Origin of the sequence: Acinetobacter amyesii, from assembly GCF_002018365.1 — a bacterium.
In the GTDB taxonomy this organism is placed as follows: Bacteria; Pseudomonadota; Gammaproteobacteria; order Pseudomonadales; family Moraxellaceae; genus Acinetobacter; species Acinetobacter amyesii.
Genome location: NZ_MVKX01000001.1, coordinates 614,685 through 628,921 on the forward strand (window position 1 = coordinate 614,685; position 14,237 = coordinate 628,921).

General features: G+C 40.6%; 15 protein-coding genes. 5 read left to right on the plus strand and 10 right to left on the minus strand.

Going from position 1 to position 14,237, the window contains the following annotated elements; translation table 11 throughout:
• The first annotated feature begins 35 nt into the window (after window positions 1-35).
• Window positions 36-1,034 (plus strand): glycosyl transferase family protein, encoded by a 999-nt coding sequence (locus B1202_RS03030; RefSeq protein WP_078189098.1) that lies wholly within the window; start codon window positions 36-38, stop codon window positions 1,032-1,034.
• A 92-nt stretch (window positions 1,035-1,126) separates the two neighbouring features.
• On the opposite strand, the gene B1202_RS03035 is transcribed toward B1202_RS03030, so the two are convergent.
• Entirely contained in the window at window positions 1,127-1,393 is a 267-nt protein-coding gene (locus B1202_RS03035; protein WP_078189099.1) for a YeaC family protein, read from the minus strand.
• 2 nt (window positions 1,394-1,395) lie between these two features.
• Window positions 1,396-2,334 (minus strand): NAD(+) kinase, encoded by a 939-nt coding sequence (locus tag B1202_RS03040; protein WP_078189100.1) that lies wholly within the window; start codon window positions 2,332-2,334, stop codon window positions 1,396-1,398.
• A gap of 152 nt (window positions 2,335-2,486) precedes the next feature.
• Between B1202_RS03040 and mrcB the strand changes: the two genes are divergently transcribed.
• Window positions 2,487-4,880: a penicillin-binding protein 1B gene (mrcB, locus tag B1202_RS03045; protein WP_078189101.1), complete on the plus strand. Its 2,394-nt coding sequence runs from the start codon at window positions 2,487-2,489 to the stop codon at window positions 4,878-4,880.
• Window positions 4,881-4,956: 76 nt separating this feature from the next.
• Window positions 4,957-5,439: a hypothetical protein gene (locus B1202_RS03050; RefSeq protein ID WP_078189225.1), complete on the plus strand. Its 483-nt coding sequence runs from the start codon at window positions 4,957-4,959 to the stop codon at window positions 5,437-5,439.
• Between the two features lie 506 nt (window positions 5,440-5,945).
• On the opposite strand, the gene B1202_RS03055 is transcribed toward B1202_RS03050, so the two are convergent.
• A complete protein-coding gene (locus B1202_RS03055; RefSeq protein WP_078189102.1) occupies window positions 5,946-6,845 on the minus strand; it encodes an NUDIX domain-containing protein in 900 nt (299 codons plus the stop codon).
• A 147-nt stretch (window positions 6,846-6,992) separates the two neighbouring features.
• Here B1202_RS03055 and hemP point away from each other — a divergent pair, with 147 nt between their 5' ends.
• On the plus strand, window positions 6,993-7,163 hold the full coding sequence (gene hemP / locus B1202_RS03060) for a hemin uptake protein HemP (RefSeq protein WP_078189103.1): 171 nt from the start codon (window positions 6,993-6,995) through the stop codon (window positions 7,161-7,163).
• A gap of 211 nt (window positions 7,164-7,374) precedes the next feature.
• On the opposite strand, the gene B1202_RS03065 is transcribed toward hemP, so the two are convergent.
• From B1202_RS03065 to tsaA, 5 genes are all read right to left on the minus strand, one after another.
• Window positions 7,375-8,694, minus strand: coding sequence for a sensor histidine kinase (locus B1202_RS03065; RefSeq protein WP_078189104.1), 1,320 nt, complete (start codon window positions 8,692-8,694; stop codon window positions 7,375-7,377).
• A gap of 4 nt (window positions 8,695-8,698) precedes the next feature.
• Complete coding sequence (locus B1202_RS03070; RefSeq protein ID WP_078189105.1) at window positions 8,699-9,367, minus strand: response regulator transcription factor; 669 nt, start codon at window positions 9,365-9,367, stop codon at window positions 8,699-8,701.
• Between the two features lie 132 nt (window positions 9,368-9,499).
• The gene (locus B1202_RS03075) at window positions 9,500-9,862 is read right to left on the minus strand and encodes a NirD/YgiW/YdeI family stress tolerance protein (protein ID WP_078189106.1); all 363 of its coding nucleotides are present in this window, start codon (window positions 9,860-9,862) and stop codon (window positions 9,500-9,502) included.
• A gap of 104 nt (window positions 9,863-9,966) precedes the next feature.
• A complete protein-coding gene (locus tag B1202_RS03080) occupies window positions 9,967-11,724 on the minus strand; it encodes a GspE/PulE family protein (protein ID WP_078189107.1) in 1,758 nt (585 codons plus the stop codon).
• A 251-nt stretch (window positions 11,725-11,975) separates the two neighbouring features.
• Window positions 11,976-12,686, minus strand: a complete 711-nt coding sequence (gene tsaA, locus B1202_RS03085) for a tRNA (N6-threonylcarbamoyladenosine(37)-N6)-methyltransferase TrmO (RefSeq protein WP_078189108.1) — start codon at window positions 12,684-12,686, stop codon at window positions 11,976-11,978.
• A 106-nt stretch (window positions 12,687-12,792) separates the two neighbouring features.
• Between tsaA and B1202_RS03090 the strand changes: the two genes are divergently transcribed.
• Window positions 12,793-13,572 carry a ferredoxin--NADP reductase gene (locus B1202_RS03090; protein WP_078189109.1) on the plus strand — a complete coding sequence of 260 codons (780 nt, stop codon included), beginning with the start codon at window positions 12,793-12,795 and terminating at the stop codon, window positions 13,570-13,572.
• Window positions 13,573-13,645: 73 nt separating this feature from the next.
• Here the strand turns inward: B1202_RS03090 and B1202_RS16730 are convergent, their stop codons facing one another.
• Window positions 13,646-13,810, minus strand: a complete 165-nt coding sequence (locus B1202_RS16730) for a hypothetical protein (protein ID WP_322852845.1) — start codon at window positions 13,808-13,810, stop codon at window positions 13,646-13,648.
• Window positions 13,807-14,088 carry a hypothetical protein gene (locus B1202_RS16735; RefSeq protein WP_322852846.1) on the minus strand — a complete coding sequence of 94 codons (282 nt, stop codon included), beginning with the start codon at window positions 14,086-14,088 and terminating at the stop codon, window positions 13,807-13,809. Before B1202_RS16735 ends, B1202_RS16730 begins: the two co-directional genes overlap by 4 nt.
• Window positions 14,089-14,237: the final 149 nt, after the last annotated feature.

Consider the following 14,237-nt stretch of genomic DNA (forward strand, 5'->3'; position numbering starts at 1 on the left):
TATCCTTAAGTCCTAATTTTAAGCCCAGTATTTGCATGAACAATAAACGAAATATTTACAAAGATTTTGAACATCCTTTTGCGCAATTTGTCCGTATCGTGGGTAAAGGTAAAAATGGCGCACGTTCGCTCACTTATGATGAAGCCTACCAAGCGTTCAGCATGATCTTAAAAGATGAGGTTTTGGACGTTCAATTGGGCGCTTTCTTGATGTTATTGCGTGTAAAAGAAGAATCTGTTGATGAACTCACTGGCTTTGTCCAAGCCACCCGTGATCAACTCAAGTTTAAAAAGCTTGATGTTGATTTAGATTGGTCATCTTATGCAGGTAAACGTAAACATTATCCTTGGTTTTTATTGGCCGCATTAACGCTGGCAAAACACGGCTACAATGTCGTAATGCATGGCGCTTCAGGTCATACCATTAACCGCCTTTATACAGAACAAGTATTAGAGTATTTGGGTTTTCCTATTTGCCAAAATGATACAGATGTGGAACAGCAACTCATACAACGTCATTTTGCTTATATTCCGCTCGACGTCATTTCACCAATACTTAGTGATTTAATTTCACTGCGCAATGTGATGGGTTTACGTTCCCCAATTCACACCCTTGCGCGTCTGATAAATCCATTTAATGCCAAAGCCACCATGCAAGCGATTTTCCACCCAGCCTATCGTGGATCACATCAACGTGCGGCATTCCAATTGGGTTATCAAAATAGTGCTGTCATTAAGGGTGAAGGTGGTGAATTCGAACGTAACCCCGATGCAAAAACCTTAATTTGTGGCATCAAGGATGGTGAAATGTATGAGCATGAACTGCCTAAACTGACGGACAACCGCAGTCCCGTTGAAGAAGAACTTGATTTGGCCGTTTTTAAAGCCGTTTGGGACGGTCACCAGACACATGAATATGGTGAAATCGCGGTGACTGAAACCATGGGAATCGCACTGTATACCATGGGCGCCGTCGCAAGTTTTGATGAAGCAATGCAAACTGCCAAAACCATGTGGGCAAATCGTCACGCTTAAATAAGCAGATATGAAGCAACAAATTTAGGCATGCATCAGCCAATAAAAAAAGCCAGCATTAAGCTGGCTTTTTCAATCAGAAAGAAAACGGATTAAACAAAACGAATCGGCTTGAACTCAGGTTCTTCCACATGTGAGTCGCAATGCTCATCTTCTTCTTTGGTCCCTCGGTCGATATAACCGCTACGCTCATCTTCTGGCAAATGTTTAATTTCCCATGCATACACCGCTTGCATACAAATTTGACGTTGTTCTTGAGTCAGCGCTACACCATTTGGCCATTTACCAATTTCAATTGCCGTTTTTAACCGACCAACAATTTCAGGATCGAGTACGGCAAGCATCTGTTCAATATTCATAATTAATCCTGCTTTAATGAGTCAAAATCTTGGTTCCAGCCTAGCTTGGTACGACAAGCCATATAGAAGTCATAACCAGGTGGATGTAATAAGTTGAGCTTAAATGGATGTTTGCGGATATGTAAACTATCGCCTACACCCAATGATACACTGTGTTGACCATCGGCACTGACCATTGGTAGAACACGATTTTCACGAATCAAAATTTTAATTTCACTTTGTCCGCCCACGACAATCGGCCGTGACGACAAAGTATGTGGATGCATTGGTACTAAGGCAATCGCATCCATACTTGGGTGGACAATCGGACCACCACCAGATAATGCATAAGCTGTAGAGCCGGTTGGTGTCGAAACAATTAAACCATCACTGTGTTGGCGGTACACATATTGGCCATCGATATTCAGTTCAAAGTCGATCATATGTACCGATTTACCTGAATGCAGCACAATATCATTTAAAGCCACAGCATCATAAATCGACTCACCTTTCGAGCGAATTTCCATTTCCAGCAAGAAACGTCGGTCTAGCTGAAACTCACCTTTGAGCACTTGATCTAACTTGAAAATCACTTCTGTCGGTTTGATATCGGTCAGGAAGCCCAAACGACCACGGTTCACCCCAATCACAGGGGTATTGTATTTCACCAAGGCACGTGCGGCATGAAGCAATGAACCATCACCGCCGACAACGATCACCAAATCGACAACTTCACCCAATAAATTACGGCTGACTGTCTGAGTATTATTGTAGGGAACCAGCTGCGCTGTTTGCGTATCAAATACAGGATGTAATCCCAAACTCAAAATATGATCGTGGATCAAACATAGGGTTTCGATCACTGATGATTTGTCTGGACGACCAATCAACCCAATGTTTCGAAATGATTTATGTGAAATTTGCACCTGCGCTTTTGCTCCGCTTCGCCTCATTGGTATCATATCACTAACAGAAATGATTTAAAAAAACTTTAAAGTTTCGACTTTAGTGAAGTAGCTTCCAATATTTTGCATACATATAACAGTTTAAATATTGCAAAATACTGAAAAGCTTCGCATGATTAGCAAAATTTCTCAGGGTTTTATCACTATTTATGAAGTCTGAACGTGGCATAGGCATAATTGCACTGATTTTTTCGCTGTTGATCATCGGCGGATTTCTCGTGTTCAGCATTTATCTTATTCGTCTAGATAATATTGTACGTGACAAATTCGAAGGTCAACGTTGGGATATTCCAGCCAAGGTATTTGCTCGTCCTTTAGAAATTTACACCAATGCGCCTGTAAGCCAAGCAGACCTCAACCAAGAACTGAAACTTTTGGGCTATAACGCTCAGGACAGCTATGCGAAAACGGGGAGTTACGTTACTTCTGGCAATGTGACCTATATCCATACGCGTGGTTTTGACTTTGGTGATAGTGTCGACCCTGAACAAGTCCTTAAAGTGACCTTTGGTGAAGATCAAATCACTGAAGTGAGTGCAACCAAGCCTTCAAGCAGTGGTATTGCCCGCTTAGAGCCGATGTTAATTGGTGGTATTTATCCTCAGCACAATGAAGACCGTGTGCTGATCAAACTTGATAAAGTGCCAAAGCCTTTAATCCAAGCTTTAATTGCTACAGAAGACCGTAATTTCTATCAGCATCATGGTATTTCCATTCGTGGTACAGCACGTGCCATCGTAAGTAATGTCACTGGTGGTAAACGTCAAGGTGGTTCGACCCTCACTCAGCAATTGGTGAAAAATTTCTATTTATCACCTGAAAAAACCATTAAGCGTAAGGCCAATGAAGCCTTAATGGCCATGCTGATTGAACTTCACTATGACAAAGATGAAATTCTTGAAGCTTATTTAAACGAAGTGAACTTAGGTCAAAATGGTAACTATTCAATCAATGGTTATGGTTTAGCCTCACAATTCTATTTTGGTTTACCGCTGCGTGAACTAAATATTGCTCAGCAGGCGTATTTAGTCGGTTTGGTTCAAGGTCCGACCCTGTTTAATCCGTGGAAAAACCCTGAAGGTGCGATTAAACGTCGTAATATTGTGTTGAACAATATGGTGGTGATGGGCTATTTAACTCAGGAACAATATGAAACTGAGTCAGCGCGTCCATTAAATGTCATTACAAAACCAACATTGGGCCCTTCTCGCTTCCCTGACTATATGGATATCGTGCGTCGTCAACTGCGTACTGAATATCAAGAAAGCGATTTGACCAATCAAGGTCTGCGTATTTTCACCGCGATGGATCCTATTGCTCAAACTCGTGTACAAACTGCATTTAAAGAATCTGTGGCACGTTTAAGCAATGCCAATCCAGCACGCTTGAAAGAATTACAAGGCGCGGTACTGGTGTCTCATCCTGAAAATGGTGAATTGGTTTCAGCAGTGGGTTCAACGCAGGACTTTACTGGCTTTAACCGTACGATGGATGCTAAACGTCAAGTTGGTTCATTGCTAAAACCTGTGATTTACCTCAGTGCGATAGAATCAAACCGTTATAACTGGGCGAGTCAAATCGAAGACAGTCCGATCAGCATTCAAAGTGATGGCAAAGCTTGGACACCAAAAAACTATAGTGGTGGCGCACATGGTGTCGTACCAATGGTCGATGCCCTATCAAACTCGTATAACCTCTCTGCGGTACGCTTAGGTCAAGAGTTCGGTATGTCGACTTTTATTAACCACCTTAAAAAGTTTGGTGTGACTTCTAATATTCCAAACTACCCTTCGATTTACCTCGGTGCTATCGATATGTCACCGATGGAAGTCATGAGTGTGTATGGCAACTTTGCAACCGGTGGCTTCAAATATCCAGTGAAAGCTATTCGTTCAGTGGTTGATGCCAATGGTCGTTTATTAGATCGTTATAGCTTAACGGTACAACCGACTATTGCACCAGATGCAGCCTTTATCTTGAACTATGGTTTACAACAAGTGATGAGTTCAGGGACAGGCCGTTCTGCTTATGCATCATTACCAGCTTCACTCAAACTTGCAGGTAAATCAGGGACAACCAATGATACGCGTGACTCATGGTTTGCAGGTTATTCAGGCAATTACTTAAGTGTGGTTTGGTTAGGTTTAGACAACAACAAAGTTACAGGCTTAACTGGTTCGTCAGGAGCACTTCCTGTTTGGACCAATGTGATGAAGCAGTTACGTCAAAAACCAGTTAATTTACGTCAACCAGACAGCGTACAGTGGCATTGGTTAGACCGTTATTCAGGTAATTTATCTGCGCAGCATTGTACAGGTGCAATGTATATTCCTCTGTCGCGTAACTCTATTCCAAATCAGGCGACAGCATGTGGTTCGACACAATATGAAGTAGAACCTTACACAGTTGATACTGAAGAGACGCAGCCAACTCAGGAACAAAATGATAGTTTAGGTGACTACATTCGTGAAAGTGATGCCGATAATGATCAGGGTTCATCTGATCAACCTCGCATCATCTCAAGTGGAGAGTATTCAAATTAAACTGCAAAAGATTAAAGTTTTAAAAACGTTCAGTATTCTGAGCGTTTTGACGATCATTTTGGCAGGTTGCCAAACCATGAACGAACCTGAGCAAAAGCCGCCTGCTGCGCCTGAAAAAAAGGCAGATATCCATGACCCTTCTGGGGTCATCATTACACCTTATGACCATCCAGAAATTAAACGTCAACGCATCGTTATTCCTGAGCAGAAAACCCAAATTCAAAAGTTTGATGATGGCCGCGACTTACCTGCATTCAAAAAATTGATGCAAACTACGCAAACCGCTTATGCCAATGGAAAATGGAATGAAGCTGAAAGTGCTGCAACTCATGCACAGCGTTTAGCACCACAATCTGCGGAAACTTTTTTATATTTGGCAATGATCGCCAATCGAAAAAATCAGCCTGCGAATGCAGAATCGTTGGCACTGCGCGGATTAAGCTATGCGCAAACCAAGCCGATGAAACAACAGCTTTGGAATGTTGTTTTAAAAGCCGGTCAAATGCAAAAGAAAAGCAGCACCATTCAAAAAGCACAACAAGCCATTAAAGCCCTTTAAGCACCCATAAAAAAGCCTGATCTTAATTGAGATCAGACTTGTTTTTATTCATCACATACTAAAAGTAAGTTTATTTCCAATAATTACTTTAAGTCTAAAATATCGACTTTCAAATACAAATTTAATTCAATGCACGTATTTTTAACTGATGTTACGCACCTAAAAGTAATTTCGCATATTAAAAATGAATTTTAAGCCTATTCAACGGAGTCTTACATCTAGGGTTTGAATAAAGGGATTAGCCTTCGGCTGGATGTACTCTTACGAAACGTTGTTTCTCATTCAGCAAAATGAGAAGCGTGCTTCGCAAGGAAACCATCTTGCGGTGCAATGCACCTCACCGACAAAACTCGTTCACTAGCGTCAAATTATTCAAAGTATCGCAAAACCATTTTTGATTAGAAGGAGTCCTGTCTCAAACACTTGCGGGTGACCTTACCGTGTATCATTCTTTTATCTGAAGCAAACTGTGCGTCTGATGTTACTGCGTAACATCAGTTATTAATTTAAAAATTGCGAATACCAGCCACCCCATAAGCATGATGTTGCTGTGCAATAGTTAGCAATTCAGGACGCATTCCACCTAAAGCAAAAACTGGGATTTCAATGCTTCGTGCAATCTCAGAAAAATGCGCCCATCCCATACTTTGCGCCTCTGGATGACTTTGTGTCGCTAGAACTGGGCTCATAAAAATAGCATCACAGCCAATTTTTTGCGCATGCAACGCAGAAACGTGATCATGACAAGCTGCGATATAGCGCTTCCCAAGCTGTAAATCACCTTTATTTTTTTGCAGCAATTGGTGCTGTTTAAGATGTAAAGCTGAAATATGTGCTTGCACCTCTGTAGACAGCAACAACCATAGATCTTCATTAATTATCAATTGTTTTAAAATCACGGTAGGTAATTGATTTAATGCCGCTGCATTTTCTGCGCTGGCATCGACTCGCCAATAATACAACAGCGTCTCTTGAAGCGTTTCAAGTGTCGGTAGATCAGCAGTGATTTTGATCTGTTGCTGCCAATATAAACGCTGCAAAATAGCTTGATTGGCCTTTGGAAAATTCAAACTCATGAGCTGTTGACGTGAATACCAGGCCCATGGCTTTTGGATTTCATTCAGCAACGCATGCGGGACGGTGGCATGAAATAAATGTAATTTCACAATGACATCATCATATTCATGTTGAATAAAATCAAAAGCATGCCAGTCGTGTAAACCGATGCCAACTTCTTCAAAAATTTCACGACGACAAGCTTGCTCAGGACTTTCCCCCTGCTCGACTTTACCACCCGGAAACTCATGTTTATTGCCCTGATGTTGTTTTGCTTCACGCCAACCCACCAGTACTTTGTCTTGATGCAATAAAATCGCAATGGCGACATCGATTTGCGGTTTCGACATAGTTCCCTGCTCTCTGCTCTGTTCCAATTGATATCCAAGTGTAAGCAAATTTATCTTTTTTATAAAATCCTAAAATTACCGTTGACAGGGCTATTCGATAATGATTATCATTTAAACCATTCAGAAATACACCACGGAGTTGACGGAATGAACGCACCATTTAGCCTTTTTACTCGTAGCAATGAAGCACACCACTCACTGCCTATGCTACATTCAAACAACCTTTTTGCCTTAGGACGTGAAATTCGCATTATGCATGCAGGTGAAGAATATCGACTACGTTTAACACGAAATAATCGCCTTATTTTGACCAAATAATTTCTGATAAAAATAATAATTATCAGCGCAATAAAAATAATCGTGGACACAAGCAGTAAGCCATCCGCTTACTGCTTTTTAAGTTTTGTGCTTTGTGCTTTGTACCTAGTCAAATTAAGCTTTATAGCTACTTAAACTTAATTTAAATCACAACACTCACCTTCCTCTCACAATACTCTTTCGCTCAAATTCCATAGGGCAAATCATGTGTTTAGCGGATTGGAAAAGTGAGTTGTACCTTTAAGCCGCCCAGTTCAGAGGCTTTCACACTTAATTGACCTCGATGTAACTGTACAATTTTTTGGGCAATTGAAATACCTAAACCTGAACCTTGCGTCTTCGTTCCCAATACGCGGTAAAACCGCTCGCCAATACGTTGCAATTCTGCGGCTGTCAGTCCTGCACCTTGATTTTCAATCGTCCAAACCGCCTGCTGTGCTGAAACCGTTAAATCAATCTTGACCTGTCCTTGCACAGGACTATAACGGATGGCGTTATCGACTAAGTTTCGCAGACAACTAAACATCAATTCTGCGTTCATCGCAAACCATACAGGCTGGGTCTGTAGCTTCAATTCGATCTGTTTTTCTTCAATAAACGGCTGTAACGCATCAATGACTTGTAAACTCATCTGTTCTAAGTCGTTCTGTTTTTTATCTAATTGCTCCGATTGCGTCGGGTCGAGCCGCGCCAAAATCAGTAGATTTTCCAGCACACGTGTTCCTCGATTAACATCGTGCTGTATGCTCAATAAATCCTGCTGAATGTTGGGATATTTTCGTTTTAATACCTGAAGTCGCATTTGTATTGCAGAAAGCGGTGAGCGTAATTCATGTGAGGCATCGGAGGTAAAGCGTTGTTCTGCCTGTAGCGCTTGATCTAATCGGCTTAATAAAAAGTTCAGCTGTGTTTGGATCGGCTCTAGTTCCTGTAATACAGGTTCAGGTAAGACGATGGCTTGTAAGTCATCTACATTTTTTTCAGCGATTTGTTTGGAAAATAGCTGTAAAACTTTCAATTGACGTTTAATCAAAATATGCAGTAATAACCATTGGATCAACCAGACAATCAACAGAATCCCTGCGTAGCCTAAAACGCTTTGCAGCGTTTCTCTCAGCCGTGTTTTCATCGGTTGAAAGATTTGTACGGTTAATCCATCGTCCTGAAGTGCATAGCTACGCCAAAGCGCTCCGTCTCTCCATTGATAATGTAGCCCCTGTTTTAAATTGGGCTGATGTTCAAATGCTGTGTGTTGTTCCGATGTGGTTAAGACTTGCGACCCTTGTATGAGTTGATATTGCATATCAAACTCTTCACTCAGCTCATCTATTTGTTCGTCTTGCTTCAGCGTGAGATCAGTAGCAGTAAGCATATCTGCCACTTCGTCCATCAGGGCATCGTGTACATTCATGATGTGATAAAGACCAAATCCCAACATCAGACACAGAGAGATTGCTCCCGCCCAAATTGCACTGAGCAGTGAAGTTTTAATCAGCTGCGACTGTAAGGAAATGCTTTTTTTATCACTCATAAACTTAACTTTTTTGCGGAAGATTCATGCGATAACCCAAGCCCCTTAAGGTTTTGATGTAATCACTGCCAATCTTCTTACGTAATTGGTAAATAAAAACTTCGATCGCATTACTTTCAACTTCATCGCCCCAAGCATAGAGTGATTCTTCGAGTTGGCTACGTGTCATAATATGCTCAGGATTCAACATCATCTTATGCAAAATTTGATATTCACGCGATGTTAGCGTAATCAGTTCAGCGTTTTTACGCAGGGTTTTGGCTTGCACGTCTAAACTTAAATCCCCGAAAGTCAGAGAATTATCACGCTGTTGATGATGCAAGCGTAATTGGGCACGTACCCTTGCTGACAACTCCTCCAAGCTAAAAGGTTTCACCAGATAATCATGGGCTCCCAGATCTAAACCTTCAACACGATCTGCAATACTGTCCCGAGCAGTAATAAATAAAACTGGTGTAAGCGGATGCAACTGTACGATACGTTTTAAAATTTCATCACCAGTTACTTTTGGTAAGCCACGATCTAAAAGTATGCAATCATATTGATGTTGTTCTAAAGCCAAAATAGCGTGATCGCCGCGATCAACCCAATCGACACTGTAGCCATCCATTTCAAGCCATGTTTTTATACTGTCGGCTTGGGATGCATCATCTTCTGCCAATAAAATTCGCATCTTACCTACCCTATTTCTATGGTTCCGACTTCAGTGTATCGAACTTTTGCTCATATCTACTCATACCATAAAAAAACCACAGCAAGCCGTGGTTTTTTTATGGAGCAGCACTGTAATGAATAACAGGCTAAATTAAAATTTTACTTGATCGACATCCACTTCAACACGTTTTGTTGGTTTGTAATCAATGTCGATTTCACCAATGAGCGTTACTGGTGTTTTAGCTGAAATCGCTTTGCCTTGCCAAAGTTCATCATCAATATCCACTGTAATGCTGCCTGTGCTATCGCGGAACTGATATTTTTCATCGCCCATCGATTTTACTACATAACCTTTCAATTGAACTTTACTATCATCTTTTAAGCCTAAGGCATGTTTCACCGATGTGGTTTTCATCGGTGCAACAGCTGTTTGATTAACTGCTGTATTCGCGACTGCAACCGATGCCACACCTGCAAATGCTAAACCACATACCAATTGAGTTAATATTTTCATCTTCGGTCTCTCTTACTGTGTCTATTTCGATAGCGCTATTTAAACAAAGCAAGATGAGTCGAATCTTAAGCTGCAAAGACGTTTTTATTTATTTGATCAAACCATTAGTTGAGCGGTACGACACGCAGGACTTCTTCTAAAGTCGTCACCCCTGCAAGTACTTTACGCGCACCTGCAATTCGTAATGGTTCGACATGCTCTTTACGTGCCTGTGTACGTAATTGGGTTAAATCTGCATTAGCACCAATCAATTGCTTGGTTTCAATGCTGAGCGGCATAAATTCATAAATCCCCACACGGCCTTTATAACCCGTTTGACGGCATTCATCACAGCCCACCGCCTCGTAGACGAAATCAGGCATTTGAATCGTATAATCAAAGGTCAAATGTTTCCACTCTTGTTCATTGATAAAAGTCTCACGCTTACAATGCGGACACAGTTGACGAACTAGGCGTTGTGCCAAAACACCCAAAATAGTCGCTGCAGTTAAAAAAGGTTGAATACCCAGATCATGTAATCGCGTCAAACTGGATGGCGCATCATTGGTATGTAAAGTTGAAAGCACCAAATGACCTGTTAATGCAGCCTGGATCGCCATATTTGCCGTATCATGATCTCGGATCTCCCCGACCATGATAATGTCAGGGTCTTGACGCATTAAAGCCCGTACACCATCGGCAAAGCCCAGATCAATCCCTGTATTCACCTGCATTTGGTTAAAGCTCGGCTCTAACATCTCAATCGGATCTTCAATCGTGCAGACATTCACTTCTTCAGTTGCCAATTGTTTGAGTGATGAATAAAGCGTGGTGGTTTTACCTGAACCCGTCGGACCAGTCACTAAAATAATACCGTGACTATGACTGGTTAAGGCCTTCCAATCATCTAACAGACGCCCTTCAAAACCGAGCTGTTGGAAGCTACGTACCAAGACTTCAGGGTCAAAAATACGCATAACCAACTTTTCACCAAAGGCTGTTGGCAACGTCGATAAACGCAGCTCAGTTTCTTGGCCTTTGGGTGTACGGGTTTTTAAACGTCCATCTTGCGGCTTACGTTTTTCAGCCACATTCATCCGACCTAAGATCTTAATTCGTGAGACCACGGCTGTCAGGGTATTTGCAGGCATGTTGTAGATGGTATGCAATACCCCATCGATACGAAAACGCACCTTTCCTGTATCTTTACGCGGCTCGAGGTGAATATCACTTGCACCTTGTTCGAAGGCAAACTGTAAAACCCAATCCACAAGCTTCACAATATGCTGATCATTGGCATCTGGATTTTGTGTATCACCTAATTGTAAAAGCGCTTCAACGCCTTTATTTTCACGGTCATAACTCGATGATTTTTGCGAATTACTGACCGCACGACTTACTTGGTAATATTCAACCAAGTAGCGCTGTAGTTGATCTGGACTGAGTAATACACGTTGAATCTTGCGTGGTAAAACTGTTCTTTCTAAATTGGCAATCCATTCATTTTTATAAGGTTGATCCGTTGCAATCAACACATGCTCATTTTGTAATTCCACCGCTAAAATGCGATTTCGTACTGCAAATTCCTGCGACATAATGGCTGTCAAAGCAGGCACATCAGCTTTTAAAGGATCGATAATATAAAACGGTACACCAGACTTTTCTGCCAACCATTGACAGAGTCTATTGAGTGTTAAGGTAGACTGCGGATGACTCTGATCGACTAAATTAAAATTGGCAATCCATTGTAAAGGATGCCATTTTAACTGCTCACGCTGACGGTGCGTGGTTTGAATCAGCATTTTGTCCCGTTCAGTGATACGTCCATCTTTTTGTAATTGGTCTAAACACCAAGAAGTGTCAATTTCAAAATTAAAAGTCATTGTTCTATGTTCCCCAAACATAGAACTACTATAGCAAGTTTTTGACATCACATTAGATAAATTGGGCGCAGCAGGTGTGTAATTGCCTAGAACGTAAATAGGATACAACTGTCGGCTATGCTGAATAAAAAGGAAAGTATTAAGAAGTTGATTGCTAACTTAAAGACTTGGAATATCGCTTGGCTAATGAAATCCAATATGAAGCACTAAAGAATACCAAAGACAAAAAAAGGAGCTGAAAGCTCCTTTTTTCATTGAGATATTTCAACAATCAAAACATGTTGTTTACTGACCTGAAATTTTACATTCAATCCACCAAACAACATGCCATACACACGTTCATCATCATGCTGATAGGCAGGACGTGGGTCTAAACTCAATACCTGCTCAAGTTCAGCCCTTAATTGCTCGGTTAGGCTTCCTTTGGTTAAAAATGCCTGTTTTTGTTGCTCAGCGTGCTCAGACCAAATCACAGATTTTCGTTCTGGCTCATCCTGCGCATAACCGCTTTGCGCATCCATCACTGCATCTGAATATTGAATATACGGTTTGATATCTAAAATCGGTGTTCCATCTAACAAATCACTGCCGACCACATAGACTCGTACCGATTTACCGACTTTTTTCACCGCTTTGAGCTGCACAACCGACAATCCCATAGGTGACGGCCGGTACATACTCCGTGTCGCAAATACTCCGATTTTTTGATTACCACCTAAACGAGGTGGACGAACTTGCGGACGAAATTTTGTCGAATTTGCATTTTTATTTTCATGAAACTGCCAAATCAGCCAAAGATGACTAAAATCCTCAATCCCCTCAAAAGCCAATAAATCGTTATAAGGTTCCACCATTTCAATATAAGATTCGACCTGCACCAAATTTGGCTGACGTGGAATACCAAATTTTTCTCGGTAGGGAGATTTCATATACCCGATAATTGGCATTTTAAGCTCAGACATAATCACTTTTTCTGATAAGTTCAATTAAATATATTCAGTTTATCGAGAATGATTTTAGATTAGAATAGTAAGCTGTTCTAATTTGATAATTTTATTGAGACCTTTAATGGCTGCTTTTAACGTCGAAAAGATTACTCACGTCCACCATTGGAATGACACTTTATTCTCTTTTAAAACCACTCGCGATACAGCGTTACGTTTTAAAAACGGTCAATTTGTGATGATCGGCCTTGAAGTAAATGGTAAGCCTTTAATGCGCGCTTATTCTATTGCAAGCGCAAACTATGAAGAAGAATTAGAGTTTTTCTCTATTAAAGTTCCAGATGGTCCTTTAACGTCTATTTTACAAAAAGTAAAAGTTGGCGATGAAATTTTAGTGTCTAAAAAACCTACAGGTACTTTGGTTCTAGATGACTTAAACCCTGGTAAAAACTTATACCTACTTTCTTCAGGTACAGGTCTTGCACCGTTCCTTTCAGTGATTCGTGACCCTGAAACTTACGAACGTTTTGAAAAAATCATCGTTGTACATGGTACTCGTTTCATTTCGGAATTGGCTTATCAAGATTTAATCTTAGATGAAATTCCTAACCACGAATTCTTTGGTGAATTAGGCGCGAAAGAAAAATTGGTTTACTACCCTACGGTAACTCGTGAAGAATTCCATACTCAAGGCCGTGTAACTACTGCCATTGAATCTGGTCAACTTTTCGAAAAAATTGGTCTTCCTCGTTTCAACCCTGAAACTGACCGCGCAATGCTTTGCGGTTCACCTGCATTCCTAGACGACGTTGCTGCACTACTTGACCAGCACGGCCTGAAAGAATCTCCTAAGATGGGCGTTCTAGGCGACTACGTGATTGAACGTGCATTCGTTGAAAAATAATTAGCTGTAAATTAAAAAGCGCATGTCATCATGCGCTTTTTTTTTATCTATATGCCACTAATGACTGATACAGCTATTTTTCTTCTTTTACCTTCAATTCATCAATAATTTTTGCTCTCCACTCTAAACCTTTCTCAGTAGCATCAGGTAATTCATTCGATAAATTAATTTCCACACTGTCATCTGGATATATATGTACAGCTAAATATTTTTTATCTTTTAAATTTTCATTCGTCAATGTGGGGACATTGGTTGCAATATGCTTTTTAGAGCTATACCTTCTCCCCATTTAATATATTGAGCTCCTGTTATCACTGCTGATCTTTTCGTTCCACTACCTAGCCCTCCACCTAACTCCTCTCCATTTAATTCAACAATATAAGGAATATAACTTGCATCATAACCATAAGATGTTGTCGTCAATACATAAGTTTTTGTTGAATGTGTATTACACCCTATTAAACTCATTGCTGAAAGCATAATAAGCATTAAATTCGTTTTTAAAACTTTCATCATTATCCTTTAAAAAATATTGGGTTTTAATTTATTTAATTAAAAATAATAATCAAAGAAAATTAAAAATATTATCCATTAGAAACGAATAACCAAAAGGAAAATTTATCCTATTTATCACCAGCAAACTGCCAATATATATTCGCATCCAT